This is a genomic window from Lysobacter sp. CA199 (genome assembly GCF_052078715.1).
Lineage (GTDB): Bacteria > Pseudomonadota > Gammaproteobacteria > Xanthomonadales > Xanthomonadaceae > Lysobacter.
Map to the genome: position 1 here is coordinate 1 of NZ_JBQJIL010000002.1, position 25,872 is coordinate 25,872.

The window sequence follows — 25,872 nt, forward strand, 5'->3', positions numbered from 1 at the left end:
GGCCGCGTTCGACGATTTGCCGAACCGCTTCTTGCTTGAATTCCGGAGTAAATCGCTGTGTGCTCATGGTCTTCCTCCTATGCTCGGATCATAGGCCGGAAATGTCTATATTTCCCTGGACAGTCCACTTCAAGAGCTTCAAGAGCTTCAAGAGCTTTGAAGGCTTTAAAGCTTTTTAGAGATCTAAGATCAGGATCAAGAGCTTCCGCCACTAAAGCGGCGGGTAACTTTTTTTTGTCCAGAGCAACAAAAGAAAGTCACCAAAGAAAAATGCTCTCCCTGTTTCGAGTCAAAAGCCACGAGTGCGGTGCTGACGCCGGCAGGTCCCATAGTGGGCATCCTGCCCACGATGGGACCCGGCGCACGTCCTGTGCGCCGCCCTCCGGGTGTCCTTTTGCTATCGCGAGTCAGGTGCGCCGCCCAGCAAGAGCTACAGCCAGAGCCAGAGCAAAATCTCGGCAACGGCAACGGCAACGGCAACGGCAACGTCGAGGGCGGGTCGATGCAACTTCGGGTGCGCGGAAGATCGCGATGTCAACGCGCAAATCGGTCGGCGCGCCGATCAGGCGCCGGTGAGGTGAGGCTTCAGCCGAACAAGCCGCGCTCGCATACCGTCACCACCAACTCCCGCAACCAACGATTGGCCGGTTCGAGTTCGCTGTTGGCGTGCCAATACAAATGCACTTGCGCCGCCGGCAACGCGAACGGCACCGACACTCGGCGCAGGCGCGCGTTCGCCGCGATGCGACCGGCCAGTCCGGCCGGCATGGTCAGCAAGGCGTCCGACTGCGCCACCGCCTCGCCGGCGGAGTGATAGTTCTGACAGCGCAAGGCGATGGTCCGCTGCAAACCCAGATTGAGCAGTGCGATGTCTTCGATCACCTGACCGCTCGCGCGGCTCGACACCGCCACGTGCCGCGCCTGCAGGTACTGCTTCAGGCTCAAGCGCTTGGCCAGCGAATGGCCTTCGCGCATGACCACGCAGAAACCGTCCTGGAACAAGGGACGGTGACGCACCGGTTCGCTGATCGGCAAGGCCACGTCCACCGCCAGGTCGACTTGGCCGGCGGCGAGTTCGCGGCCCAGTTCGCGCCGCGCCACGGCCACGCTGGCCAAGGTCGCGCCCGGGGCCTGCGCGTGCAGGGCCTGGGCCAGCGCCGGCAGCAGCGCGCTCTCGGTCGCGTCGGGCATGCCGATGCGAAAGCCCTGGCGGGTCTGCAAGGGATCGAACCGGTCCCACTGCTGCAGCAGCTCGCGCAGCCGGCCCAGGGTGTCGATCAATTGCGGGGCGATCCGCTGGCAGGCCGGGGTGGCACTCATGCGGCGGCCGTCGCGGACGAACAAGGGGTCGTCGAAATGCTGGCGCAGCCGGGTCAGTGCGTGGCTCACCGCCGAGGGCGTGAGGTACAGCGCCTGCGCCGCGCGGCTGAGGTTGTGCTCGCGGTAGACCGCCTCGAACACCTTGAGCAGGTTGAGGTCGAGCTGTTCGCTCCGGCTATGAATCTGATTCATTGTTGAACGTTAGCAAATATCACTTCATTCATGCTGGCCGGGCGCCTAGGATGGGTCCCGGCCGGGCCGTTCCGGCGTTCCGGAATTCCGTGATGGACTTCGCACCGAGTGCGCGCACCCAGGACTACCTGCAACGCCTGCAAGGGTTCATCGCCGAGCACATCGCCCCGTTCGACGCCCAGTACCGGCGCGAGAACGCGCAGACCAATGCCGGCGCCGACTGGCGCCGCTGGCGGGTGCATCCGCGCATCGAGCAGCTCAAGGCGTTGGCGCGCGAGGCCGGTCTGTGGAATCTGTTCCTGCCCGACGCCGAACTCGGCGCCGGCCTGTCGGTGCTGGAGTACGCGCCGCTCGCCGAGGCCATGGGTCACTACGAGTTCGCCGCCGAGGTGTTCAACTGCAACGCGCCGGACACCGGCAACATGGAAGTGCTGTACCACTTCGGCAGCGACGCGCAGAAAGCGCAGTGGCTGCGGCCGCTGCTGGACGGCGAGATCCGTTCGGTGTTCTGCATGACCGAACCGGACGTGGCCTCCAGCGACGCCACCAACATGCAGGCCGAGATCAGGGTCGACGGCGATGATCTGATCTTGAACGGCCGCAAATGGTGGTCCACCGGCATCGGCCATCCGCAGGCCAGGCTGGCGATCTTCATGGGCCTGTCCGATGCCCAGGCCGCGCCGCATTCGCGCCACAGCATGGTGCTGGCGCCGCTGGACGCGCCGGGCGTGCGGATCGAACGCATGCTGCCGACCTTCGGCGAATACGATCCGCCCTACGGCCACGGCGAGGTGGTGTTCGACAATGTGCGGGTGCCGCGCGACCAGCTGATTCTGGGCTTGGGTCAGGGCTTCGCGATCGCCCAGGGCCGGCTCGGGCCGGGCCGCATCCACCATTGCATGCGCGCGATCGGCGCGGCCGAGCGCGCGCTGGAACTGACCATTCGCCGCGGTGTTTCGCGCGAGGCCTTCGGCCAGCCGATCCTGCGCCTGGGCGGTAATCTGGAACGCGTCGCCGATGCGCGCATGGCGATCGATCAGGCGCGTCTGTTGACTTTGTACGCGGCGTGGAAGATCCAGCATTTCGGAGTCAAGCATGCGATGACCGAAATCTCGGCGATCAAGGTGATCGCGCCGAACATGCTGCAGCAAATCGTCGATCAGGCGATCCAGATCCACGGCGGCGCGGGCGTGTCGCACGATGTGCCGCTGACCGGTTTGTTCATGATCGCGCGCGCTTTGCGTATCGCCGACGGTCCCGACGAAGTGCATCGGGCGATGGTCGCGCGTATGGAACTGGCCAAGTACGGCCTGGGCCGCAGCCGCGCGGAGGCGGCATGAGCGCTTCGGACGGGCAGCGGGTGTTCATCACCGGCGGCGCCTCGGGCCTGGGCCGGGCGCTGGCCGAAGGCTATGCGCGCGACGGCGCGCGGGTGTGCATCGGCGACGTCAACGCCGCGCGCGGCGAGGAGACCCTGGCCGCGTTGCGCGCGGCCGGAGCGCAGGCGCATTACCTGCAGTGCGACGTCACCCGCGAAGAAGACCTGCAGGCCGCCGCCGATTGGCTGCAGGCGAACTGGAACGGCGTGGACCTGGTGGTCAACAACGCCGGCGTCGCCGACATGGGCCCGGTGGAAGCCATGCCGATCGCCGACTGGCAGTGGATGATCGACATCAACCTGCTCGGCGTGGTGCGCGGCTGCAAGGTGTTCGCGCCGCTGATGCGCAAGCAGGGGCATGGCCGCTTGCTCAACATCGCCTCGATGGCGGGCCTGATCCATCCTCCTTTCGCCGCGGCCTACAACGCGACCAAGGCGGCCGTGGTGGCCCTGTCGGAAACGCTCAAGGCCGAACTCGAACCGGCCGGCATCCGCGTCTGTGTGGCTTGTCCGGCGTTCTTCCGCACCAACCTCAGCCAGAGCCTGCGCAGCCGCGATCCGCGTTACGCGCGCTGGATGCGCAAGCTGGTCGACGAATCCAGCATCGGCGCCGATGAGATCGCGGCCAAGATCCGCGCGGGCGTGGCGGCCGGCGAGTTCCGTATCCTCACCCACGCCTCGGCGCGGCGTTTCTGGATGCTCAAGCGCCTGCTGCCGTACAGTCTTTACGAAGCGGCGATGCGTCGCGCCGGAAAAGGCGGTTCGGGCAAGAAGCCGGCGCAATCGGCGAGCAGCAAGGAATGAGTGCGACGGCAGGCGGCGAGCCGCGACGCGAGGATGCGCGCGCCGCGCGCAGCGGCGAGGAACTCGACAGTGCCGCGGTGGACGCGTGGCTCAAATCGCGCCTGCCGCATCTGCGCGGTACACCGCAGGTCACCCAATACACCGGCGGTGCCTCCAACTGGACGTATCGGCTGCAGTACGACAACGACGATCTGATCCTGCGCCGGCCGCCGGCCGGCAAGAAAGCCAAGTCCGCGCACGACATGGGCCGCGAATTCCGCATCCAGCGCGCGCTGATGCCGGTGTATCCGTTCGTGCCGCAGATGTATGCGCACTGCGAGGACGAGTCGGTGATCGGCGCGGAGTTCTACGTGATGCAGCGTCTGGACGGCTTGATCCTGCGCAAGAACCTGCCGCGCGGGCTGGAGCTGTCGCGCGATCGGGTGCGCACGCTTTGCACGCACGTGCTCGATACTTTGATCGCGCTGCATCAGGTCGACCATCGCGCCGCGGGCCTGGAGCAGCTCGCGCCGGGCTCGGGTTACACGAAGCGGCAGATCGAAGGCTGGAGCAAGCGCTACGCCGATGCGCGCACCTGGAACGTCCCCAGTGGCCGCAAGATCATGGATTGGCTGCAGGCCAACCTGCCGCAGGACGAAACCATCTGCCTGACCCATAACGACTTTCGTTTCGACAACGTGGTGCTGGACGCGGACGATCCGACCCGGGTGATCGGCGTGCTCGACTGGGAACTGGCCACGCTCGGCGATCCGTTGATGGACGTGGGCAATCTGCTGGCCTATTGGGTGCAGGCCGACGACGACTTCATCGCCCGCGACACGCGCCGCCAACCCACTCATCTGCCCGGGATGTTCAGCCGTCGCGAAGTCATGGATTACTACAGCCAGCGCACCGGTCTGCGGCCGCGCAGTTGGACGTTCTACGAGGTCTATGGGCTGTTCCGCCTGTCGGCGATCGCCCAGCAAATTTATTACCGCTATCACCACGGCCAGACCCGCAACCCGGCGTTCAAGCGCTTCTGGTTGTCGGTGAACTATCTGCACTGGCGTTGCCGGCGCGCGATCGCGCGCGAGCGCGATTGAGATGGCGACCACCATCCACCTGATCCGCCACGGCCAGGCCGCGTTCGGCGCGGCCGATTACGACCAGCTCAGCGCCTTGGGCCGCGAACAGTCGCGCCTGCTCGGCGCGGCCTTGGCGCCGTTGGCGGGCGAGGGCGACATCGCGATCTGCGGCGGCATGCGCCGGCATCGGCAGACCGCAGAAGAATGTCTCGCGGCGATGGCGCGGGCTCAGGGCGCTACGCCCGATCGAGCAGCGCATAGCCCCTCTCTCGCTAGCGGGAGAGGGGTTGGAGTGAGGGACGGCCAGACCGCCGCAGATCCCTCGTCGACCTTGCGAATCAACCCATGCTGGAACGAATTCGACCACGCCCACATCATCGCCCGCCACGCTCCCGACTACGCCGACCACGAACATCTGGTCGCGCACCTGAGCGTCCAGCCCGACCCGCGCCGCGCCTTCCAGACTCTGTTCGCTGCCGCCATGACCCGTTGGTGCGACGGCCGCTACGACAGCGACTACGACGAAACCTGGCCCGCGTTCCAAACCCGATGCATGGCCGCCGCGCACGCCGCTGCCGAAGCTGCGGGCGAGTCCGGCAACATCTGGGTGTTCACCTCCGGCGGCCCCATCGCCGCGGTCGTGCAACATCTGCTGCAAGTCTCCGACGCCCAGGCCCTGCGCCTGAGCTGGACCCTGGTCAACGCCAGCCTCACCCAGTTGCACGTCGCCCGCGGCGGCCTGCGCCTGTCCACCTTCAACGGCCACGCGCATCTGTACGAGCGCGAGGGCCTCATCACCCATCGCTGACCGGAGTTTTTTCATGCGCAAGCGCATTCTCATCACCGGCGCCAGTTCCGGACTCGGCCGCGGCATGGCGCGCGAGTTCGCCAACGCCGGCAGCGATCTGGCTTTGTGCGCGCGCCGCACCGATCGCCTGGAAGCGCTCAAGGCCGAACTGGAAGCCGCGCATCCGGGCATCCGGGTGGCGATCCGCAGCCTCGACGTCACCGATTACGAGCAGGTGTTCGCGGTGTTCCGCTCCTTGCGCGACGAACTCGGCGGTTTGGACCGGGTGGTGGTCAACGCCGGCATCGGCCAGGGCGCGCCGATCGGCAAGGGCCAGTTCGCCTTGAACCGCGGCATCGTGGAAACCAATTTCCTCGCCGCGCTGGCGCAGTGCGAAGCGGCGGTGGAAATCTTCCGCGAGGCCTCGCAAGGGCATTTGGTGTTGATCTCCTCGATGAGCGCGATGCGCGGAATGCGCGGCGGCCTGACCGCCTACGCCGCCAGCAAGGCCGGCGTGGCCTCGCTGGCCGAGGGCATCCGCACCGACATGCTGCGCAAGCCCACGATCAAGATCAGCACGATCTTTCCCGGCTACATCCGCACCGAAATGAACGATCAGGCGCCGGCCAAGCAGACTCCCTTCATCATCGACGAGGCCACCGGTTGCCGCTTGCTGGTGCGCGCGATCGAGCGAGAGAAGCCCAAGGCCTACGTGCCGTGGTGGCCGTGGGCGCCGCTGGGCTGGTTGATGAAGCGGATGCCGCTGGCCTGGGTGGCCAAGCTCAATTGAGTGTCGCGGGGGACGTTGGGCTGCGAGGCAGGACGTCGCGGCTTGCGTGGCATGTGTGTTTCGCGGTCGCGGCTTGCGCCGCTCCTACAGGGGTTCGGCCACTCCGCTACCGACTGTAGGAGCGGCGCGAGCCGCGACCACGCCACCGCACCCACATCGCCGGCAGCAAGTCTGCGCGCCTCCCGCTCCCCGTTCAGGCACCCGCGGACCGCCTCCGCCACGCTTTGAACAATTCAGTCGCACACACTGAGACGGCGCGCCCGCACGCTGGGCAATGCCACAATCGCCCCCATCTGCAAACGATCCCCGTATCGCTCCGGTAGGCCCGCCGCCCATGGCGCTAGACGATTTCCATCCAGCCGTCGCCGCCTGGTTCCGCGGCGCGTTTCCGGCGCCGACCCAGGCGCAGGAACTGGCGTGGCCCAGCATCCGCGCCGGCCGCAACACCCTGGTCGCCGCGCCGACCGGGTCGGGCAAGACCCTGACCGCGTTCCTGGCGGCGATCGACGAACTGGTCCGCGAAGGCCTGGCGCAGGGCCTGCGCGATGAAACTGCGGTGGTCTACGTCTCGCCGTTGAAGGCGCTGTCCAACGACATCCATCTCAACCTGGAAGCGCCGCTGGCCGGCATCGCCGAGCAATTGCAGCGCATGGGCCTGGCTGATCCCGGCATCCGCGCCGCGGTACGCACCGGCGATACGCCGGCTGGCGAACGCACCCAGATGCGCAAACGTCCGCCGCACATCCTGGTGACTACGCCCGAATCGTTGTACGTGCTGATGGGTTCGGAATCCGGTCGGGCGATGCTGTCGACGGTGCGTTCGGTGATCGTCGACGAAATCCACGCGGTCGCCGACGACAAGCGCGGCAGCCATCTGAGCCTGACCCTGGAGCGCCTGCGCGAGTTGTGCGCCAAGCCGCCGGTGCGGATCGGGCTGTCGGCCACGCAGAAACCCATCGTCGAAGTCGCGCGCTTCCTGGTCGGCAGCGAAGCGGTCGATGCGCAGGGCCGGCCCGATTGCGCGATCGTCGACATCGGCTACGCCAAGCAGCGCGACCTGGCCCTGGAACTGCCGGGCTCGCCGCTGTCGGCGGTGATGTCGCACGAGCAATGGGACGAGGTCTACCAACGCTTGGCCGCGCTGGTCGGCGAACACCGCACCACGCTGGTGTTCGTCAACACCCGGCGCATGGCCGAACGCGCCGCGCGCCATCTGGCCGACAAGCTGGGCCGCGAAGCGGTCGCCGCGCACCACGGCAGCCTGTCGCGCGAACTGCGCCTGGATGCCGAGCAACGCCTCAAGAGCGGACAGTTGCGGGTGCTGATCGCGACCGCGTCGCTGGAATTGGGCATCGACATCGGCGATGTCGATCTGGTCTGCCAGTTGGGTTCGCCGCGCGCGATCGCTACATTCCTGCAGCGGGTCGGCCGCGCCGGGCACCACGTCGGCGGCGTGCCCAAGGGCCGGTTGTTCCCGCAGTCGCGCGAGGATCTGGTCGAATGCGCGGCGTTGCTCGACAGCGTGCGCCGCGGCGAACTCGACGCGCTGCGGATTCCGCCGGCGCCGCTGGACGTGCTGGCGCAGCAGATCGTCGCCGAGGTCGCCGCGCGCGAATGGAGCGAGGACGAGCTCTACGCCTGGGTGCGCCGCGCCTGGCCGTACGCGCGGCTGGAACGCAAGGACTTCGATGCCATCGTGCGCATGCTCGCCGACGGTTTCACCACGCGGCGCGGGCCGCGCGCCTCCTACATCCACCGAGACGCGGTGCACGGGCGCGTGCGTGCGCGCCGCGGCGCGCGCCTGACCGCGGTGATGTCGGGCGGCACCATTCCGGAAACCGGCGACTACGCGGTGTTGCTGGAGCCCGAGGCGCAGGTGATCGGTAACGTCAACGAAGATTTCGCCATCGAAAGCCTGGCCGGCGACGTGTTCCAGCTCGGCAACGCCAGCTACCGGATCCTGCGCGTGGAACCGGGACGGGTGCGGGTGGAGGACGCACAGGGCCAGCCGCCGAATATTCCGTTCTGGCTCGGCGAGGCGCCGGGCCGCAGCGACGAACTGTCGCACAGCGTCTCGCGCCTGCGCGCGCAAGTGGACGCGTGGTTGAACGAGGGCGACGACAACGCCGCCGCGGCGCACCGGCTCAGCGACGAATTCGCCCTGGATGCGCACAGCGCGCAGCAATTGGTCGATTACCTGGGGCGCACGCGCCAGGCGCTCGGCGTGGTGCCGACCCAGGACACCCTGGTGTTCGAGCGCTTCTTCGACGAATCCGGCGGCACCCAACTGGTGATCCATTCGCCCTACGGCAGCCGCATCAACAAGGCCTGGGGCCTGGCGCTGCGCAAGCGCTTCTGCCGCAAGTTCAACTTCGAACTGCAGGCCGCGGCGACCGAGGACGCGATCGTGCTGTCGCTGTCGACCAGCCACAGTTTCGCCCTGGAGGAGGTCGCCCGTTATCTGCATTCGGCCTCGGCCCAGGACGTGCTGATCCAGGCCCTGCTCGACGCGCCGCTGTTCGGCGTGCGCTGGCGTTGGAACGCGACCACCTCGCTGGCGCTGCCGCGTTTCGTCGGCGGCCGCAAGGTCGCCCCGCAGTTGCAGCGGATGAAAAGCGAGGATCTGCTGGCGACGGTGTTTCCCGATCAAGTGGCCTGTGCCGAAAATCTGGTCGGCGAGCGCGAAGTGCCCGACCATCCGCTGGTCGCCCAGACCTTGCACGACTGTCTGTTCGAGGCGATGGACAGCGCCGGTTGGCTGCGCATGCTGCGGCGCCTGGAAGCGGGCGAGATCCGGGTGGTCGGTCGCGACGTCACCGGCCCGTCGCCGATCGCGGCCGAGGCGATCAACGCCAAGCCCTACGCCTTCCTCGACGATGCGCCGCTGGAGGAACGCCGCACCCAGGCGGTGATGGCGCGACGCTACGCGCACAGCGACGGCGACAGCGCCGACGATCTGGGCCGCTTGGATCCCGAAGCGATCGACGCGGTGCGCGGCGAGGCCTGGCCGGAGGTGCGTGACGCCGACGAGATGCACGAGGCCTTGATGGGCCTGGGCTATGTGACGGTCGATGAAGCGCAGCGCGAGGGTTGGCGCGACTGGCTCGACGAACTGGCGCGCAATGGCCGATCGACCGCATTGCGGCTGAGCCCCGGGCAGGCCGAGCCGCGTTGGTGGGTCGCCACCGAAGGCTTGCCGCAGGCGCGGGCGGTGTTCGCCGATGCCGTGGCCGAGCCGGCGGTGCGGGTGCCGGAGGAATACGCGCGGGCCTCATGGAGCCTTGAAACCGCCCTGATCGATCTGCTGCGTTCGCGCCTGACCGCGCTCGGCCCGACCACGGTCGCGGCTTTGGCGCGCGACAGCCATCGCGATGCCAGCGAGATCGAACTGGCGTTGCTGCATCTGGAATCGGAAGGCTATGTGATGCGCGGGCGCTTCAGCGCCGGCAGCCTGCTCGGCGGCGACGAGGAATGGTGCGAGCGGCACCTGCTCGCGCGTATCCACCGTTACACCGTCGGCCGGCTGCGGCGCGAGATCGAACCGGTCGCGCCGCGCGATTACGCCCGCTTCCTGTTCGATTGGCAGCACTTGTCCAAGCGCGCGCGCATGAGCGGTCCGCAGGCCTTGCAGGCGGTGCTCGAACAGCTCGAAGGCTTCGAGGCGCCGGCTTCGGTATGGGAAAACGAACTGCTGCCGGCGCGCATCGCCGACTACGATTCGGCCTGGCTCGACGAATTGTGCGCGGCCGGCCGGGTGACCTGGGCGCGGTTGCGCCCAAACCCAAATCACGGCGGCGACAACGGCGCGCCTCAAGGCGTGCCGAGCGTGCGGCAGACGCCGATCGTGCTGCTGCCGCGTCGCGCCTTGGCGCACTGGCGCGTCGCGATGAGCCGCGACGCCGATCCGGCGCCGGTGTCCTCGCGCGCGCAGCGGGTGCTGGCGGTGCTGCAGGCGCGCGGCGCATCGTTCTTCGACGAATTGGAACACTCCGCCCATCTGCTGCGCACCGAGCTGGAAGAAGCGCTGGGCGAACTGGTCACGCGCGGGCGCATCACCTGCGACAGCTTCGCCGGATTGCGTGCGTTGCTGGTGCCCGCGTCCAAGCGCGCTTCCAGCCACGGTCAGCGCCGGCGCCGGGCGATGCTGACCGATCTGCAAGATGCCGGCCGTTGGTCGTTGACCCGTCCGCTCGAAACCGATGCGTCCCTCGCCGAACCGGCGCCGACCGCGCCGGCGGCCGCCGCGCGCGACGCCGAGGCCATCGAACACATCGCCTGGCGTCTGCTGGAACGTTACGGCGTGGTGTTCTGGCGCTTGATCCAACGCGAAGCCGGGTGGCTGCCGCCGTGGCGCGAACTGCTGCGCGTATATCGGCGCCTGGAGGCGCGCGGCGAGATCCGCGGCGGCCGTTTCGTCAGCGGCATGAGCGGCGAGCAGTACGCCTTGCCCGACGCGGTGAGCGCCTTGCGCCAAGTGCGCCAGCGCGAACACGACGGCGAAACGATCTGCGTGTCCGCGGCCGATCCGCTCAACCTCACCGGCGGCGTGTTGGCCGGAGCCAAGGTGCCGCGTATTCCCGGCGCGCGCATCGCCTTCCGCGACGGCATCGCGGTCGCGAGCCTGCTGGCCGGGCAGGTGGAGACGGTGGAGACGTTGCCGGCCGACGCGCAGCGCGAAGTCCATCGCTTGCTGACGCGGAGACCCGGTGGCGCCGCGGCCGCGGCCGAGTCGAGCATCGATGAGGTGTTACGCAATCTTGGCGTGCGCGGGTCTTGATCGCGTCGCCGGGCGGTTTGCGATGCGCCGTTCGTCCAGCCGCGCATTCGTTGTTCGCCCGATCCTGTCTGCGCGGCCTGGCTGACCGATTCAGCTGAAAACTGTGACGGCGGCAGGCCGGGTTAAGAGTGCGTGGACTGCGAGTAAATCGGTCGTAATGGACTTGCTTCGTCGGTGAATCAATTCGCCGCGTGTCCGTGTTTTGTTGCAATCTCAGCGTAGCGCGATGCGCCGTGCCGCGTATCGGTCGCTTGCGGCGATGCAACGCAACTGAACGCAACGAGAATATCCTGCGAACGCATTAACGCCGTCTTCGCGCGAGGCGATGGCAAGGTACCGCGCAGGGGGCCGTGACCGAACGAATGCGATCAGGCCAGTGCCGCGGTGCGATGCATGAGCAGTACGCCGACCCAGCCTGAAGCATTCATCCGACGCAACGTCGTATCACGATACAACGCCAAGGAGCCCGCTATGCGCTTTGAAAGCCATCATCCCCGTCGTACCGATGCCCCGCTGTCCGCGCGCGGATTCGGCGCGCTCGGCTTGAGGCATCCGAACGATTCGATCCTCTCGCCCGATGCGCTCGATCTGGATTCGGAACTGTCGTACTGGCGCAACCACTATCGCGGTTTGATCGACCGTCCCGGTCTGCGTTTCGGCGATTATGAGCCGGCGATCAAGCTGGGGCTGGACGCTTATATGCGCGGCCACGGCCGCAGCCTGGACGAGATGGAAGACGAGTTGCGCGCCTGCTACAAACGCGTGCGCGCCCTGTCGCGGCTGGATTGGGACGAAGCCCGCCGCGTGGTAGCCGCCGCTTGCGAGCGCGTGCATCGTCACCGCCACGCGCAATGAACGCAGTGCGGCACGGGTTCGAGCGCGGCGCCAAGGCCGCCTCGCGTTTCACCGGCCATCCGCTGTGCTTCGGCCTGGCGGTGGGGGTGGTGCTGGTGTGGGTGATCTCCGGGCCGCTGTTCGGTTTCAGCGACACCTGGCAACTGGTGATCAACACCGGCACCACCATCGTCACCTTTCTGATGGTGTTCCTGATCCAGAACTCGCAGAACCGCGACGCGGCCGCCGTGCAGATCAAGCTGGACGAACTCATCCGTGCCACCGAGTCGGCCGAGAACACCTTGCTGGATCTGGAAGAACTCGACGAAGAAACATTGGAAAAGTTCCGCGCGCGTTACGAGGAGCTGGCCTGCAAGGCGCGCGAGCTGCTGGACAACGATGAAGGCGACGAGGGCGTTTCGGCGCCGCGCGACTCCGCTTCTTCGCGCGAGCCGGGGCGCGACCGTCGCGCCGCGGCTCCGGGCCCGCGTTCGTGCCCGTCCGCGGCGGCGCGCACGCGTACGCGCAAGGACTGGCCCACTTCCGAGGATTGACCATGGCTCGCCCCATCTGGACCGGAACCCTGTCGTTCGGCCTGCTCAACATCCCGGTCAAGCTGATGACCGGCGAGCGCCGCGTCGACCTGCATTTCCGCATGCTCGACAGCCGCAACAAGGCGCCGATCCGCTACGAGCGGGTCAATGAGGAAACCGGCGAGGAAGTGCCGTGGAAGGAGATCGTCAAGGCCTTCGAGTACGACAAGGGCAGTTATGTGGTGATCGAGGAGGCCGACATCGCCGCCGCCTCGCCCGACCACAAGGAGACGGTCGATATCGATACCTTCGTCGATGCCGACTCGATCGGTGCGGAGTTCTATGAGAAGCCCTATGTGCTCGAACCGGGCAAAAAGGCCGAAAAGGGCTATGTGCTGTTGCGCGAGGTGCTCAAGCGCAGCGGCAAGGTCGGCATCGGCCGGGTGGTGATCCGCACCCGCGAGTACCTGGCCGCGGTGGCGCCGCACGAGGACGCATTGCTGCTGCTGATCCTGCGCTACGCCCAGGAGATCGTCGATCCCAGCGACTACAAACTGCCCGAGGGCGGGCTGGCCAAGTGGAAAATCTCGCCGCGCGAGATCGACATGGCCCAGCAACTGATCGATTCGATGAGCAGCGAGTGGAAACCGCAGGGTTACAAGGACGACTTCCGCGAACGTCTGCACAAGGTGATCGAACAGCGGGTCAAGTCCAAGAAGGTGGTGCGCGGCAAGGAATCGGACGAATCCAAGTTGCCCGAGAACGCGGCGACCAACGTGATCGACTTCGCCGAACTGCTCAAGCGCAGTCTGGCCAAGAAGGGCGGGCAGGCTGCGGCCAAGAAGACCGCGCGCAAGAGCGCGGCCAAGGCGAGCAAGAAGACCGTCAAGAAAGCGGCCAAGAAACGCGCGCGGAAATCCGCCTGAGCGCGGGCCGTGGCTGAGCCGGTGACCCGCGTGGTGGATCGATGAGTCTGCGCGATTACGTGCGCAAGCGCCGCCTCGGAATCACTCCCGAGCCCGGCGCGGAACGGATCGCGTGCGACGGCCGCTCCAACCGCCGTCGCGCTGCGGCTCCGATCTTCGTGGTGCAGCTGCACCATGCTCGGGCGCGCCATTACGATTTCCGCCTCGAAGCCGACGGCGTGCTCAAGAGCTGGGCGGTACCCAAAGGGCCGTCGTTGCGCGCGGGCGAACGGCGGCTGGCGGTGGAGGTCGAGGATCATCCGCTCGATTACGCGGGTTTCCACGGCGATATCCCCGAGGGGCACTACGGCGCCGGCCATGTCGACATCTTCGATCGCGGTACCTGGAGCACGCACGCCGATGCCCTGGATCAGATCGCTGCGGGCAAGCTGGATTTCGAGCTGGACGGCGAACGCCTTCAAGGCCGCTTCACCCTGGTGCGGACCAAACCGTCGGGCCGGCAACCGCAATGGCTGCTGATCAAGCGCAGCGACGAGCACGTACGCGATATCGATGCCGACGGCATGCTCGGGCCGGGCGGCGGCTCGGCGGCCGCGAAGACAACCGGCGCGTCGGCCAAATCCGCGGCCGAGTCTTCCAAGCGAGCGGCGAAGACGGTAGCGAAGGCCGCCAACACCGCTAAACGCGCCGCCGGCGTATCGACCGTGTCATGGCGCAAAGCGGCGCTGGCCCTGGAAGGCGCCCAGGCCGCGCCGATGCCGGAGCGGATCGAATTGCAACTGGCGAGCTTGCGCGAACATCCACCGACCGGCACCGGCTGGCTGCATGAGATCAAGTGGGACGGTTACCGTTTACTGGCGTATCGCCAGCGCAGCATCCGGCTGGAATCGCGCAACCGGCTCGACTGGACCGAGCGTTTCCCTCGGATCGCCGCCGCGGTCGCCGCATTACCGGTGCGCAGCGCGATCCTGGACGGCGAGCTGATCGCTCAGGATCGCGCCGGCCGCAGCGACTTCGGCGAACTGCAACGGCGTCTGGAGGCCGGCGAACTCGACGCCTTGCGCTACGTGCTGTTCGACCTGCTGTACCTGGACGGCATCGATCTGCGCGGCGCGCCCTTGGCCGCCCGCCGTGGCCTGCTGCGCGATCTGCTGCATGCCGGCGATGCGCCGGAACTGGTGTTCAGCGAGCACGTGCAGGGCTCGGCGGAACACGCCTTGGCCGCGAGTCTGGATGCCGGCCTGGAAGGCGTGATCAGCAAACGCGCCGATGCGCCGTATCGCGGCGGACGCAGCCAGAGCTGGATCAAGCTCAAGCACGTCGCCGACGAGGAGTTCATCGTGGTCGGGCATACGCCGCCGAACAACAGCCGCCACGGCTTCGGCTCGCTGTTGCTGGCGCGACCGGTCGCGGGCGGGCTCGAATACGTCGGCCGGGTCGGCAGCGGCTTCAGCGACGAGGCCTTGCGCCGCATGGCGACGCGTTTGCGTGGTCTGCATCGCAGCGAACCTGTGCTCGAATTGCCGGCGCACGTACCCTTCGCGCCGCGCAAAGTGCGCTGGGTCGAGCCCGAACTGGTGATCGACGTGCATTCGCGCGGACGCGGCAAGGAAGGACTGATCCGCCAGGCCAGCTTCGTGCGCCTGCGCGAGGACAAGCGTGCTGCCGACCTGAGCGCGGCGCTGGCCGATCGGCGAAAACCCGCGACAAAGGCCAAGGCCGGCGCGAAGACGGTATCGCCGCGTTCCAAGACTGAGGAAGCGCACACCATGACCGAAGCCAAGATCACCCATCCCGAGCGCATCGTGTTTCCCGAGCCGGGCATCAGCAAGGGCGAGGTCGCCGACTATTACCGCGCGGTATCGCGCTGGCTGCTGCCGGAGTTGATCGAGCGACCGATCTCGCTGCTGCGCTGTCCCGATGGGATCGCCTCGCAGTGTTTCTTCCAGAAACACCACAACGACAGTTTCGGTCCCGACGTGTATCCGGTCGAGTTGAGCGAATCGGCCGGCAAAGCCGATTACGTCTACGTTCGCGATATCGCCGGAGTGCTGGCGCTGGTGCAGATGAGTACGCTGGAGTTCCACCCCTGGGGCGCGCGCCGCGATGCGCCGGACAAGCCCGACCGGCTGGTGTTCGATCTGGATCCGGCCGAGGGCATCGCCTGGAACCAGGTCAAGCGGGCCGCGCGCGAGGTGCGCGATCGGCTCGCCGAAATCGGCCTGGACAGTTGGGTTCGTCTGTCCGGCGGCAAGGGCGCGCACGTGTGCGTGCCGATCCGGCGCGGCCCGGATTGGGCACAGGTCAAGGGATTTTGCGAGGCCTTCGCCGATGCGATGGTCGAACATGCGCCGCTGCGTTATGTCGCCACCGCTTCCAAGGCCGTGCGCAAGGATCGGATCTTCATCGACTGGCTGCGCAATGCGCGTGGCGCCACCAGCGTGAGCAACTGGTCGCTGCGCGCGCGCAGCGGCGCGCCGGTGACGATGCCGCTGCGTTGGGATGAGTTTTCGCGCAGCGGCGGTTCCGACGATTTCGATCTGGCCAAGGCCTTACGTCGCGCCTCGCGTCTGCGCGGCGATCCGTGGGAAGGTTTCGCCCAATCCAGACAGCGCCTGCCGTCGCTGTAGGCCACGGACGGCACGCGACTGCCCGGAATCAGCCATCGCGATCGTGCTCTTGCGTAGGCGAGGCTGAATCGTCCTTGGCATCGGTCGGCGTCGGCTTGATGCCGAACTTGCTTTCGGCAAAGTTGAGCACCACCAGCACCAGCAGAGTCAGCACCGCCGAGGCGAAGGCCAGCAAGTGATAGCGCAGGCCCGTGCTCGCGCCGATCACCGCGACCATCAGCAGCGAGGCGGCGGTGGTGATGCCGGCTATGTCCTTGCCGCCGCGCGAGGCGAAGATCGTGCCGGCGCCGATAAACGAGACCCCGGCCACGACGGCCTCGACCAGGCGCATCGGATCCATGTTGATCAGAAACGGCAGGTGGAAGCGCGGGTCCAACACCGCCAGCTGGCCCATGCCGATCAGCAGCGACGATGCGCCGGCCACCAGCATGTGCGTGCGGAAACCGGCCGGCCGGTTCTTGAGTTCGCGTTCGAAGCCGATCGCGCCGCCCAACACCATCGCATAGGCCGCGCCGCCGACCACCCATAACTGATCCATGACATGCATGAATGCGCTCCTGATGAGTCCGTCATGCGTTCGTATGTGCCGTTTCGCGCGTTCATTCATAACCACGCATCCGTGAGTCGCCCGTGACAGCGCCGCGCGCGGGGACGATGAATCGAACACTCAGCGCTAACGCCGCGCTGGCCTGAACTTAACTTCGTCGTGGGTAGCGTGGCGGTCGACCGCAAGCGACTCGACAAGCGATCCGAATTCTACGAACCCTATCGTCACGACATCGATTGGCGAATCGAATCATGAGGAGGCCGGCCATGCCCCGAGGCGACAAATCGTCCTACACCGACAAGCAGAAACGTCAGGCCGAACACATCGAGGAGGGTTATCGCAAGGATGGCGTTTCCCAAAAGGAAGCCGAGGAGCGTGCCTGGCGCACCGTCAACAAGCAGGACCACGGCGGCAAGAAGTCCGGATCCGGGCGCAAGGATCACCACTGACCTGCGACCGCCGCAGCCGCCCAAGTCACTAACGCGACCGCGCCGCATTCCCGCGTCCGATCGCGACCACCCGAGGACTCATCCATGAAAATCCCCTTCATCGCCATCGCCGTATTGAGCATCGGATTGTCCAGCGCGGCCTGGGCCGCGCCGCAGACCGCGGGCACCCGGGCCGACACCGATCCGGCGACCGCCGCGGCCAGCAACGATTCGGCGCAGCCGGTCAGCGATACCTGGATCACCACCAAGGTCAAGGCCGAACTGGTGGCGTCCAGCGACGTACCGGGCAGCGACATCAACGTGGAAACCGTCAATGGCGTGGTCAAGCTGTCGGGCAGCGTCGACAAGACGCAGGCCGACAAGGCCGCTTCGATCGCCAGGAACATCGACGGCGTCAAGAAGGTCGATACCACCGGCCTGATCGCGCATAAGAGCGCGCGCAAGTAAGCGCGCGGCGGTGGCGGATGCGGCGGGCCTTCGCGGCACGGCGCATCGGCCACCGCGGGTGCGTCGTTCGAGTCGGACCCGCGTGAGGGCCCGTCGCGGCTGACGCACCCACGATGCAGGCTCAGCGTATTTCCCGACCCGCCGACTGCCGGAGCATACAGATGACCCAGCACGCCGATCGTGTGCATACCGATCCCGCCGACATCGGCCGATTGCGTGTGTTGATCGACCGATTGCCGGACCAGGCGTGGGTGGAACTGGTGCTGATCGACGGCAGCCGGCAGGTCGGGTTCGTGACGGCGCGGCCGAGTCTGCAGACTTTCGTCGATGCACAGGGCGAGGAGGGCGTCAACGCGGTGTTGCGCCTGGACGATCCGAACATCGAGAACTGCACCAGTGAGAGCCGCACCAGTGAGAGCCGCACCAATTATTTGTGGGTCGACGAAATTCTGCAGGTCCGGCCCATCCAGTCCGCCGATCGCCCGTTCGCCCATTGAGCCGCGGTTTGCCGCGGCACCGATGCGGCACTGCGCCCACGATCGTCCGAGGAGTTCCACATGTCCACCTGCGACGTATGCGGAAACCAGTACGACAAATCCTTCACCGTCACCATGCACGATCGCGCCGGTACCTTCGACTCGTTCGAATACGCGATACACGCCCTGGCGCCGCGTTGCGCGCATTGCGAATGCCGCATCGTCGGCCACGGTATCGAACACGACGGGACGTTCTACTGCTGCGCGCATTGCGCCAAGCATGCGGGCGTGCATGCGGCGAGGGACCGGGTCTGAGCGCAGGTGCGCCGGCCTCATGAGTCCTGACCGCCTCATCGCGATCGGCGAAGGCGCCCGACCGACGGTCGCATCCGGCGTGGATTCTGCGGCATCGGGGTCAACGCCTGCGACGCGATTGCGCGATCATCCGGCCATGTCGTTTCTGCGCAGCAGCGAGCCCGAGAAAATCCACGGCGCCAGCGAAGGGCGCTGTTTTCTGTACGTGCTGCCCTGCGCCTACGAGGATTTGCTGAAACTGGGCTTCTCGCGCAATCCGCTGAGCAGAGCCCAGCAGTTGCAACCGCGTTATTTCGAGTTCTTCGATCTCGATCTTGCCTTCGCGGTGCAGACCGACCATGTGCGCGAAGCGCGTCGACTGGAATTGCAGCTGCGCCGCGCCCTGGCCGAACACAACGCGCCCGCGCCGCTGACCGTGCGCGTCGCAGCCGCTGGGCACAGCGAGTGGTATCGCGGCGCGTATCCGGCGCTGGAGAGTCATGCGCATGCATTAGCCGAGCAAGGCCTGATCGTGCACCGGCCGTTGCGCGATTGGCTGGCGTGCGAACTGGCCGGGCAGGGCGATCAGCTGTACCACCGCAGCCGCGAACTGATGCGGCAACTGCAGGGCGAGTGGGAGCTGCTCGATCAGCCGCCGCTGGCCGTACTGCGGCGCAATCTGCTCGACACGCTCGATGCGCACGCCGCCTTGGGCATCGAGCTGGCGCCACGTCTGCCCGAGTCCCTGCTGCGCTGGTATGGCCGCGGCTGAACCCGGACCCGCGCGCTTTCGCGCCTCACCGCTCCACGTTTGGGAGATATCTCATGACCCGACTCGACAAACCGATCCGACGCGAAGTGGAGATCGAAGGCAAGCTGTATACGCTGGCCATCGACCCGCAAGGCCTGAAGCTCACCGAGAAAGGACGACGCAACGGCTTGAACCTGAACTGGAGCGATCTGGCCTCGGGCGACGCGGCGCTGGCGGCCGCGCTGCAGGCGTCCACGGCCGCGTCCTGAGCGCGCGACGTGTTCAGTCGACCGACGGCGGACGCACGCGGAAGGCCAGACTGATACGCGGGTCGAGCACGCCCGGCTGCTTGGGGATGCCGTGATCGTAGTGATGCTGCGACGCATGGCTCATCACCACCAGGCTGCCGGCGTGCAGTTCCATATGCCAGACCGGGTGCGGCGCGCGTTTGCCGCGCAGGGTCATGCGTCGGGTCGCGCCCAGCGACAGCACCGCGATGGGCTGGCGCGGCACCAGATCGTGCAGCTTGTCGTTGTGCGGGGCGACGCTGTCGCGGCCGTCGCGGTACAGATTCAGGCCGACGCTGTTGAACGGCGCGCCGAGCACGGCGCGAACGCGTTCGGCGGTCGGCGCCAGCATCGGCGGCAGCGCGTCGCGATCGAGCCGGTACGACGCCACCCGCCGCGGCACCTCGACCAGACGCTCGTACATCATGCGCTGCTGCGAATTCCACGCGGCCTGTCGCCACATCACCGCGAACAGATCCTCGCACCACTCGCGCCCGAACACGCCCGGCATATAACGCACGCCGCCTTCGGCGTCGTCGACGGGCTGCTGCGGATCGTGGTCGAACAAAGAATTCTGGTGCATAGGCGGGGCAGGGTGCGCGCGTCCGGTCGCGCCGGATGAGACGCGAGCGGGCCGGGTCGTATCGTCGAGAGGGCGACGAATCGCGCCCGGCCCAAGTGCGCCGCAACCATGTGTCGCCGGCCCTCAGCCAGCGAGCGTCTTGCGTTGCTCCAGTTTCGGCAGGAACCAGGCCAGCAAGCCGATCGCCGGAAGGTAAGCGCAGATCCGGTACACCGCCTCGATGCCGATGTGGTCGGCCAGCTGCCCCAACGCGGCCGCGCCCAGCCCGCCCATGCCGAAGGCGAAACCGAAGAACAGGCCGGCGATCATGCCGGTGCGGCCGGGGATCAGCTCTTGCGCGTACACCAGGATCGCCGCGAACGCCGAAGACAACACCAGACCGATCACCACACTGAGCACCGTGGTCCACAGCAGATTGGCGTGCGGCAGCATCAGAGTGAATGGCAGCACGCCGAGGATCGAAAACCAGATCACGTAGCGCCGCCCGATGCGGTCGCCGATCGGCCCGCCGAGCAGGGTGCCGGCGGCGACCGCGGCCAGGAACACGAACAGATGCAACTGCGCACTTTGCGCGGTGAGATGGAATTTCTCCATCAGGTAGAACGTGTAGTAGCTCGACAGGCTGGCCATGTAGAAATACTTGGAGAAGATCAGCACGCCCAGTACCAGCAAGGTCGCTACGATGGTCTTGCGCGGCAGCAGCACCGGCGCCGCCGCGCCGTGGCCTTTGCGCTGCGCCGGGATATTGGCGCGATACCACAGGCCGACGCGGCTGAGGATCACCATCGCGGCCAGCGCGGCGAAGCCGAACCAGCCGACGCTGCCCTGGCCGTGCCGCATCACGATGTAGGCCGCCAGCAGCGGCCCGAGCGCCGAGCCGACGTTGCCGCCGACCTGGAACAGCGACTGCGCCAGGCCATGGCGACCGCCTGAGGCCATGCGCGCCACGCGCGAGGATTCGGGATGGAACACCGAGGAACCCGAACCCACCAGCGCCGCGGCCAGCAGCAACATCGGGAAGCTGGTCGCTTGCGACAGCAGCAACAGCCCGGTCAGGGTGAAACCCATGCCGATCGACAGCGACCACGGCATCGGCCGCTTGTCGGTGTAGATGCCCACCAGCGGCTGCAGCAGCGAGGCGGTGACCTGGAAGGTCAGGGTGATCAGGCCGATCTGTCCGAAATCCAGATTGAACGACTGCTTGAGCAGCGGATAGATCGCCGGCAGCAGCGACTGGATCATGTCGTTGAGCAGATGGCACACGCTCAGCATCGCCAGAATCGGCAAAGCGATCTTGCCGGCGCTCTCGGCGGCGGGCGCGGATGCGGCCTGGAATTCGGGAATTTGCGGGGTCGCCGGGCTGTCGGCGAACTCGGCCGGAGCGGCCGCGGAAGGGTCCAGGGTGGTCATCGGCTCGACATCGGAGAGGGACGGTGCGCCGTTCAGTAGACGCCTCCTTGATCCTGCCCGCACTATCATTCAGGTCAACAATCTTCGAGAACGGGCCAATGCGCAATGTTCATGCGGTCCTGGCCGATTCGTTGCCCGGCCGCATCGTCGCTACCTCGAACGAGTACCCGAGCCATCACCGCATCGCCCGCCACAAGCACCGGCGCTCGCAACTGCTGTACGCCGCACACGGAATCATGGTGGTGGGCACCGAGACCGGCCGCTGGATCGTGCCGCCCGAGCGCGCTTGCTGGGTGCCAGCGGGGATGAGCCACGACGTGCACGTGCTGGTGCAGATCAGCACCCGCAGCATCTACATCGACCCGGAAGTCAGCGCGGCGCTGCCGCAGGACTGCCGGGTGATCGGCGTCGCGCCGCTGATGCGGCAATTGCTGCTGGAAACCTTGGACCTGCCGCTGCAGGCCGAAGCCGGCAGCGGTTCGCGTCCGGATCTGATCTATTCGTTGATCGTGCACGAGATCGAACGCGCGCCGGTGTTGCCGCTGGACATACCTTTCCCGGCCGATCCGCGTCTGGCGCGGCGATGCCGGGCGTATCTGGCGCATCCCTCGCCGCACGACGGCATCAACGATTGGTGCCGCGATCTGGCGATGAGCCGACGGACCTTCACCCGTCGCTTCCGCGCCGAAACCGGTACCAGTTTCGCGCAGTGGTGCCGGCAGGCGGCGATCTTCGCCGCCTTGCCGCGATTGGCCGCGGGCGAGGCGATCACTGCGTTGGCGATGGATCTGGGCTACGAGAGCGCTTCGGCGTTCACCACGATGTTCAAACGCCTGATCGGCATGCCGCCGAGCCGTTATCTGGCGATGTCGCAGCCGTTGCCGCCGCCGAGTCTGCGTTCGGCGATCGCGACCATGGATCGCTGATGGGTATTCCTTGCCGTTGCCAAGATTTTGTTTTGGTTCCGGCTTGGCGGCGCAAGTAACTCTCTACTGCGAGTCAGTTGCGCCGCCAGGCCAGAGCTGATCAAAAGCATAGGCATAGACAAATTTCGGCGCACGTGCAGTGCGCCGTCCTCCGGTGTCCGTTTGTTGCGAGTTACAGGCGCCGCCGGACCAGAGCTGAAACACAAGCGAAGGCAAGGCAGGCTCCGGTGACGGTTGCCAGCGCCTCAACCCACGGCCTTGGCCGCCTCGTCGATCAACGCCGCCACCTCGGCCGGCCGCGAGGCCAGTGATGCATGGCTGGCATCCAGCGCGATGACCTTCTTCGCATTCAAGCGCGCCGACATACGCTTCTGATTCTCCGGCGCGATCATGCGGTCCTGACTGGAGATCTGATACCAGCTCGGCTTGGAGCGCCACGCCGGCTTGGCGATGGTGTCGCCGAAGGTGCTGGCCAGCGGCGCTTTCTGGGTGACGCCCATGATCAGCCCCTCGTCGGCGCTCAGGTCCTGGCAGAAGCTGTCGTGGAATTTGTCCGCCTTCAGCCACAGATACCCGTCGCTGTCCGGCGCCAGATTCGGCGCGGCTTCGGGCAAGTGTTCCTGGGTGATGCCGCCCGGGCTTTCGCCGGCGTCCGGCGCGAACGCTGCGATGTAGACCAGGCCGACCACGTTGTCGTGATTGCCGGCTTCGGTGATGACCGCGCCGCCGTAGGAATGGCCTACCAGCAGCACCGGGCCGCCGACTTGGGCGAGCATCTTGCGGGTGCGTTCGGCGTCGTCGGCCAGGGACGTCAGCGGCAGTTCGACCGCCTTGATGTCGCTGTAGCCCTTGCGCGAAAGCTCGACGATGGTCTTGCCCCAGTGCGCTGCGCCGCCCCAGAAGCCGTGTACGAGAACGATGGTGGGTTTGCCGCTCATGATTGTGTCCTAAGTGATGGCGCCAACGAACGCTGGGATGGGCGACCGCCGGTTGGCGAGGAGCGATCACGCCGTACCCGCGACCGCGCGGCCGCGAGTCGCCGAGAATTCCATGGCGACAAACTAGGCGGCGTGAATTTGGTGCTGCAGTCTGGTTGTAGCGGGCCGGCGCACCCGGTCGCGAGGTAGCCTTCGATTCCCCCTGTAGGAGCGGCGCGAGCCGCGACCGCGACATCGCGCATACGAGGTAAGCCAGAGGTCGCGGTCGCGGCTTGCGCCGCTCCTACAGGGAGATACGAAACCTCGCGGTGGCGGGTTATTTCGCGATCAGCAACAGCAACGAGCGCGCTTGCAGGCTATAGCTGGTGTTCTCTGCGCCGATCAAGGTCTCGCCGCCGGGCACGGCGACGGCGTTCGGGCCTTCGTTCCAGGTCGCGGTGTCGGTGACGCGATACCACTGCTTGCCGATGCCCGGCCAGGGCAGGACGAAGTTCACCGCGCCCGACCAGCCGTTGTAGGCGACGTAGATCGCGCTGGCGCTGTCGCCGAATTCGCTGCCGTCGATGCGCCAGGCCAGAGCGTGGTTGTCGCTGCCGTTGAAATAGGCGGCATCGGCCTGGGCGCCGTCGGGCTTGAACCAGCGCAATTGCTCCATCACGTTGCCGTTGCCGTCGCTGCCGGAATAGAAACCGGCCGGCCGCAATGCGGGATGCGCTTTGCGGAACGCAATCAGGCGTTTGCTGTAGGTCTCGTGATCGGCCTCGATCGCGCTGCGCGTCCAGTACAGCCAGTTCGCCGCCGAGTCGAGGTTGTAGGTGTTGTTGTTGCCGAACTGGGTGCGCAGGGCCTCATCGCCGCCGGTGATCATCGGCACGCCCGCGCTCAGCATCACGAAGGCCAGGCCGGTGCGTGCGGCCTTGCGCTGCTCGGCGACCACGCCGCCCTGATCCCAGCTGATGTTGTGGTCCTCGCCGCCGTCGGAGGGGCCGTAAGGCCAGGGCTGGTTGTTCTGCTTGCTGTTGTAGGCGTACAGATCGTTCAAGGTGAAGCCGTCGTGGGCGACCATGAAGTTGACCGAATGCCAGGGCTTGCGGCCGTCGTCGCCGTACAGGTCGCTGGAACCGGCGAAGCGCGAGGCCAAGGTGCCCAGCGTCACCGGCTCGGCCCCGAGCTTGTTCTGCTTCTTGCGCAGCGCATCGCGGTACAGGCCGTTCCACTCGGCCCACGCGGCCGGAAAACCGCCGACCTGATACGAGTTGCCGCCGATCGCCCAGGGCTCGGCGATCAGGTCCACGCCGGCGCCGCCCGCGGCCGGGCGCGGCGGCAGTTCGGCGCCGATCCGGTTGATCGCGTTGCCGCTGTCGTTCCTGTCGAAGTTGAAGCAGCCGTGCTGGCAACTGTTGCCCAGCACCGAGGCCAGATCGAAGCGGAATCCGTCCACGCCTAGCGCATCGCGCCAGTAGGCCAGCGAATCGACGATCAGATTCTGCGCGATGGGATGGCGGGTGTTGTAATTGCCGCCCACGCCGGTGTTGTCCCAGGGGTATTGGTAGTCGGCGCTGAGCGAGTAATACGTCGGATTGTCCAGGCCGCGGAACGAAAGCAGGTTGTAGACGGTCTTGCCGTCGGTGCCGCTCCACGGGCCGCCTTCGCCGGTGTGGTTGTAGACGACGTCGATGTAAATTTTGATGCCGGCGTCGTGATACGCCTTGACCATCGCCTTCCATTCGCGGGTCGGGCCGCCGGCGCTCTTGTCGAAGGCGTATCGGCGGTCGGGCGCGAAGTAGTTCAGGGTCATGTAGCCCCAGTAGTTGTCGTCCGCGGTTGAGTTCGGATCGACGTCGTTCTGATCGTTCTGAGTTTCCTGCACCGGCAGGAACTCCACCGCGGTCACCCCCAGCGCGGCCAGCGCCGCGGCTTTGCGCGCGGCGCCCTTGTAGGTGCCGCGTTCGGCCGCGGGTACGCTGTCGTCGTTGCGGGTCAGCCCGCGCACATGGACTTCGTAGATCACCTCGTCCTTGAATGCGCGCGTGGGCTTGCTGCCGACCGAAGTCGTATCGGCGGGCAGGGCGATGCTCTTGCTCGCGCACGGCCCGCTGTCCTTGTTGCGATGGCTAGCGCCGGTGGCGTAGACGGTTCCGTCGGTGCAGGCCGCGGTGCCTGGGTCCTGGCTGATCTCGCGCGCATACGGATCGATCAGCAGTTTGTTGGGATTGAAGCGATTGCCCGTGGCGTCGACGTCGCTGACGAAACCGCTGGCGCTGCCTTTGGTCCAGGCCGCGTTGTAGGGCCAATTGGGCCCCCAGGCGCGATAACCGTAATACACCGTGCCGGTGATGCCGTAGCTGTTCTTGATCGTGGCCACCGGCACCGAGGCCGACCAGACCTGGCTGGCGGCGTCCTTGCTCAGCAGCACGCGTGCGACTTCCTGCGCGCCGGTGGCCTGCTTGTACAAGAACACCTCGACGCGGCTGGCGCGCGAGGAGTAGACGCGGAAGTTGAGGTTGGTCTGTGCCGCGTCGTAGCGTGCGCCGAGTTGTTGCGCATCGATCGCCGCCCGCGCGGCCGGCATCTGCGCCGCCGACAAGGCCAGGCACAGCATGGCGACGCCCCTGGAATTGAGCCCGTTCCACCACTGCACTGCCTTGCGCATCGCCGCATACTCCCTGATGAGGTCCAAGCGCGCGGGGCGCGCGTGCCGGCTCACTCTACGCCCGGGATCGGCCGCA

At 66.8% G+C, this 25,872-nt stretch carries 23 protein-coding genes; 17 read left to right on the forward strand and 6 right to left on the reverse strand.

Features of this window, described 5'->3' with window-relative positions:
* Positions 1-585: 585 nt before the first annotated feature.
* Positions 586-1,512 (reverse strand): LysR family transcriptional regulator, encoded by a 927-nt coding sequence (locus ACTOWJ_RS02870; protein WP_441333080.1) that lies wholly within the window; start codon positions 1,510-1,512, stop codon positions 586-588.
* Between the two features lie 92 nt (positions 1,513-1,604).
* Here ACTOWJ_RS02870 and ACTOWJ_RS02875 point away from each other — a divergent pair, with 92 nt between their 5' ends.
* The 10 genes from ACTOWJ_RS02875 to ligD all read left to right on the forward strand — a co-directional run bounded on the left by ACTOWJ_RS02875 (position 1,605) and on the right by ligD (position 16,035).
* Positions 1,605-2,852, forward strand: a complete 1,248-nt coding sequence (locus tag ACTOWJ_RS02875) for an acyl-CoA dehydrogenase family protein (RefSeq protein WP_441333081.1) — start codon at positions 1,605-1,607, stop codon at positions 2,850-2,852.
* Positions 2,849-3,694, forward strand: a complete 846-nt coding sequence (locus ACTOWJ_RS02880; RefSeq protein ID WP_441333082.1) for an SDR family oxidoreductase — start codon at positions 2,849-2,851, stop codon at positions 3,692-3,694. The genes ACTOWJ_RS02875 and ACTOWJ_RS02880 overlap by 4 nt, the downstream gene beginning before the upstream one ends.
* On the forward strand, positions 3,691-4,776 hold the full coding sequence (locus ACTOWJ_RS02885) for a phosphotransferase family protein (protein ID WP_441333083.1): 1,086 nt from the start codon (positions 3,691-3,693) through the stop codon (positions 4,774-4,776). Before ACTOWJ_RS02880 ends, ACTOWJ_RS02885 begins: the two co-directional genes overlap by 4 nt.
* Position 4,777: 1 nt before the next feature.
* A complete protein-coding gene (locus ACTOWJ_RS02890; protein ID WP_441333084.1) occupies positions 4,778-5,566 on the forward strand; it encodes a histidine phosphatase family protein in 789 nt (262 codons plus the stop codon).
* 13 nt (positions 5,567-5,579) lie between these two features.
* Positions 5,580-6,335: an SDR family oxidoreductase gene (locus ACTOWJ_RS02895; RefSeq protein WP_441333085.1), complete on the forward strand. Its 756-nt coding sequence runs from the start codon at positions 5,580-5,582 to the stop codon at positions 6,333-6,335.
* A 334-nt stretch (positions 6,336-6,669) separates the two neighbouring features.
* Positions 6,670-11,112, forward strand: a complete 4,443-nt coding sequence (locus tag ACTOWJ_RS02900; protein ID WP_441333086.1) for a DEAD/DEAH box helicase — start codon at positions 6,670-6,672, stop codon at positions 11,110-11,112.
* Between the two features lie 471 nt (positions 11,113-11,583).
* Positions 11,584-11,967, forward strand: coding sequence for a hypothetical protein (locus ACTOWJ_RS02905; protein ID WP_441333087.1), 384 nt, complete (start codon positions 11,584-11,586; stop codon positions 11,965-11,967).
* The gene (locus tag ACTOWJ_RS02910) at positions 11,964-12,500 is read left to right on the forward strand and encodes a low affinity iron permease family protein (protein WP_441333088.1); all 537 of its coding nucleotides are present in this window, start codon (positions 11,964-11,966) and stop codon (positions 12,498-12,500) included. Before ACTOWJ_RS02905 ends, ACTOWJ_RS02910 begins: the two co-directional genes overlap by 4 nt.
* Before the next feature lie 2 nt (positions 12,501-12,502).
* Positions 12,503-13,405 carry a non-homologous end joining protein Ku gene (gene ku / locus ACTOWJ_RS02915; RefSeq protein WP_441333089.1) on the forward strand — a complete coding sequence of 301 codons (903 nt, stop codon included), beginning with the start codon at positions 12,503-12,505 and terminating at the stop codon, positions 13,403-13,405.
* A 41-nt stretch (positions 13,406-13,446) separates the two neighbouring features.
* Positions 13,447-16,035: a DNA ligase D gene (ligD, locus tag ACTOWJ_RS02920; protein WP_441333090.1), complete on the forward strand. Its 2,589-nt coding sequence runs from the start codon at positions 13,447-13,449 to the stop codon at positions 16,033-16,035.
* A gap of 28 nt (positions 16,036-16,063) precedes the next feature.
* Here the strand turns inward: ligD and ACTOWJ_RS02925 are convergent, their stop codons facing one another.
* A complete protein-coding gene (locus ACTOWJ_RS02925; RefSeq protein WP_441333091.1) occupies positions 16,064-16,582 on the reverse strand; it encodes an MgtC/SapB family protein in 519 nt (172 codons plus the stop codon).
* Between the two features lie 266 nt (positions 16,583-16,848).
* Here ACTOWJ_RS02925 and ACTOWJ_RS02930 point away from each other — a divergent pair, with 266 nt between their 5' ends.
* The 6 genes from ACTOWJ_RS02930 to ACTOWJ_RS02955 all read left to right on the forward strand — a co-directional run bounded on the left by ACTOWJ_RS02930 (position 16,849) and on the right by ACTOWJ_RS02955 (position 19,268).
* Positions 16,849-17,031 (forward strand): hypothetical protein, encoded by a 183-nt coding sequence (locus tag ACTOWJ_RS02930; protein WP_441333499.1) that lies wholly within the window; start codon positions 16,849-16,851, stop codon positions 17,029-17,031.
* An 84-nt stretch (positions 17,032-17,115) separates the two neighbouring features.
* On the forward strand, positions 17,116-17,478 hold the full coding sequence (locus tag ACTOWJ_RS02935; protein ID WP_441333092.1) for a BON domain-containing protein: 363 nt from the start codon (positions 17,116-17,118) through the stop codon (positions 17,476-17,478).
* Positions 17,479-17,639: 161 nt separating this feature from the next.
* Positions 17,640-17,975, forward strand: coding sequence for a DUF3247 family protein (locus tag ACTOWJ_RS02940; protein WP_441333093.1), 336 nt, complete (start codon positions 17,640-17,642; stop codon positions 17,973-17,975).
* Between the two features lie 60 nt (positions 17,976-18,035).
* Positions 18,036-18,269, forward strand: a complete 234-nt coding sequence (locus ACTOWJ_RS02945) for a hypothetical protein (protein ID WP_441333094.1) — start codon at positions 18,036-18,038, stop codon at positions 18,267-18,269.
* 136 nt (positions 18,270-18,405) lie between these two features.
* Entirely contained in the window at positions 18,406-19,020 is a 615-nt protein-coding gene (locus tag ACTOWJ_RS02950; protein ID WP_441333095.1) for a GIY-YIG nuclease family protein, read from the forward strand.
* A gap of 53 nt (positions 19,021-19,073) precedes the next feature.
* Complete coding sequence (locus ACTOWJ_RS02955; protein ID WP_441333096.1) at positions 19,074-19,268, forward strand: hypothetical protein; 195 nt, start codon at positions 19,074-19,076, stop codon at positions 19,266-19,268.
* Between the two features lie 13 nt (positions 19,269-19,281).
* Here ACTOWJ_RS02955 and ACTOWJ_RS02960 read toward each other — a convergent pair whose 3' ends face one another.
* Positions 19,282-19,869 carry an alpha-ketoglutarate-dependent dioxygenase AlkB family protein gene (locus tag ACTOWJ_RS02960; protein WP_441333097.1) on the reverse strand — a complete coding sequence of 196 codons (588 nt, stop codon included), beginning with the start codon at positions 19,867-19,869 and terminating at the stop codon, positions 19,282-19,284.
* 123 nt (positions 19,870-19,992) lie between these two features.
* Positions 19,993-21,279 carry an MFS transporter gene (locus ACTOWJ_RS02965; protein WP_441333098.1) on the reverse strand — a complete coding sequence of 429 codons (1,287 nt, stop codon included), beginning with the start codon at positions 21,277-21,279 and terminating at the stop codon, positions 19,993-19,995.
* Between the two features lie 98 nt (positions 21,280-21,377).
* Here ACTOWJ_RS02965 and ACTOWJ_RS02970 point away from each other — a divergent pair, with 98 nt between their 5' ends.
* Positions 21,378-22,205, forward strand: coding sequence for an AraC family transcriptional regulator (locus tag ACTOWJ_RS02970; protein WP_441333099.1), 828 nt, complete (start codon positions 21,378-21,380; stop codon positions 22,203-22,205).
* 245 nt (positions 22,206-22,450) lie between these two features.
* Here the strand turns inward: ACTOWJ_RS02970 and ACTOWJ_RS02975 are convergent, their stop codons facing one another.
* Together ACTOWJ_RS02975 and ACTOWJ_RS02980 are read right to left on the reverse strand one after the other, a co-directional pair.
* Positions 22,451-23,143, reverse strand: coding sequence for an alpha/beta hydrolase (locus ACTOWJ_RS02975; protein WP_441333100.1), 693 nt, complete (start codon positions 23,141-23,143; stop codon positions 22,451-22,453).
* 316 nt (positions 23,144-23,459) lie between these two features.
* On the reverse strand, positions 23,460-25,796 hold the full coding sequence (locus ACTOWJ_RS02980) for an alpha-amylase family glycosyl hydrolase (RefSeq protein WP_441333101.1): 2,337 nt from the start codon (positions 25,794-25,796) through the stop codon (positions 23,460-23,462).
* Positions 25,797-25,872: the final 76 nt, after the last annotated feature.

Coding starts and splice junctions, on each gene's coding strand:
- ACTOWJ_RS02900 (WP_441333086.1), top strand. CDS start 6,670: ATGGCGCTAGACGATTTCCATCCAGCCGTCGCCGCCTGGTTCCGCGGC.
- ACTOWJ_RS02890 (WP_441333084.1), top strand. CDS start 4,778: ATGGCGACCACCATCCACCTGATCCGCCACGGCCAGGCCGCGTTCGGC.
- ACTOWJ_RS02895 (WP_441333085.1), top strand. CDS start 5,580: ATGCGCAAGCGCATTCTCATCACCGGCGCCAGTTCCGGACTCGGCCGC.
- ACTOWJ_RS02960 (WP_441333097.1), bottom strand. CDS start 19,869: ATGCACCAGAATTCTTTGTTCGACCACGATCCGCAGCAGCCCGTCGAC.
- ACTOWJ_RS02905 (WP_441333087.1), top strand. CDS start 11,584: ATGCGCTTTGAAAGCCATCATCCCCGTCGTACCGATGCCCCGCTGTCC.
- ACTOWJ_RS02875 (WP_441333081.1), top strand. CDS start 1,605: ATGGACTTCGCACCGAGTGCGCGCACCCAGGACTACCTGCAACGCCTG.
- ACTOWJ_RS02980 (WP_441333101.1), bottom strand. CDS start 25,796: ATGCGCAAGGCAGTGCAGTGGTGGAACGGGCTCAATTCCAGGGGCGTC.
- ACTOWJ_RS02935 (WP_441333092.1), top strand. CDS start 17,116: ATGAAAATCCCCTTCATCGCCATCGCCGTATTGAGCATCGGATTGTCC.
- ACTOWJ_RS02970 (WP_441333099.1), top strand. CDS start 21,378: ATGCGCAATGTTCATGCGGTCCTGGCCGATTCGTTGCCCGGCCGCATC.
- ligD (WP_441333090.1), top strand. CDS start 13,447: ATGAGTCTGCGCGATTACGTGCGCAAGCGCCGCCTCGGAATCACTCCC.
- ACTOWJ_RS02910 (WP_441333088.1), top strand. CDS start 11,964: ATGAACGCAGTGCGGCACGGGTTCGAGCGCGGCGCCAAGGCCGCCTCG.
- ACTOWJ_RS02925 (WP_441333091.1), bottom strand. CDS start 16,582: ATGCATGTCATGGATCAGTTATGGGTGGTCGGCGGCGCGGCCTATGCG.
- ACTOWJ_RS02955 (WP_441333096.1), top strand. CDS start 19,074: ATGACCCGACTCGACAAACCGATCCGACGCGAAGTGGAGATCGAAGGC.
- ACTOWJ_RS02885 (WP_441333083.1), top strand. CDS start 3,691: ATGAGTGCGACGGCAGGCGGCGAGCCGCGACGCGAGGATGCGCGCGCC.
- ACTOWJ_RS02975 (WP_441333100.1), bottom strand. CDS start 23,143: ATGAGCGGCAAACCCACCATCGTTCTCGTACACGGCTTCTGGGGCGGC.
- ku (WP_441333089.1), top strand. CDS start 12,503: ATGGCTCGCCCCATCTGGACCGGAACCCTGTCGTTCGGCCTGCTCAAC.
- ACTOWJ_RS02965 (WP_441333098.1), bottom strand. CDS start 21,279: ATGACCACCCTGGACCCTTCCGCGGCCGCTCCGGCCGAGTTCGCCGAC.
- ACTOWJ_RS02930 (WP_441333499.1), top strand. CDS start 16,849: ATGCCCCGAGGCGACAAATCGTCCTACACCGACAAGCAGAAACGTCAG.
- ACTOWJ_RS02950 (WP_441333095.1), top strand. CDS start 18,406: ATGTCGTTTCTGCGCAGCAGCGAGCCCGAGAAAATCCACGGCGCCAGC.
- ACTOWJ_RS02945 (WP_441333094.1), top strand. CDS start 18,036: ATGTCCACCTGCGACGTATGCGGAAACCAGTACGACAAATCCTTCACC.
- ACTOWJ_RS02940 (WP_441333093.1), top strand. CDS start 17,640: ATGACCCAGCACGCCGATCGTGTGCATACCGATCCCGCCGACATCGGC.
- ACTOWJ_RS02870 (WP_441333080.1), bottom strand. CDS start 1,512: ATGAATCAGATTCATAGCCGGAGCGAACAGCTCGACCTCAACCTGCTC.
- ACTOWJ_RS02880 (WP_441333082.1), top strand. CDS start 2,849: ATGAGCGCTTCGGACGGGCAGCGGGTGTTCATCACCGGCGGCGCCTCG.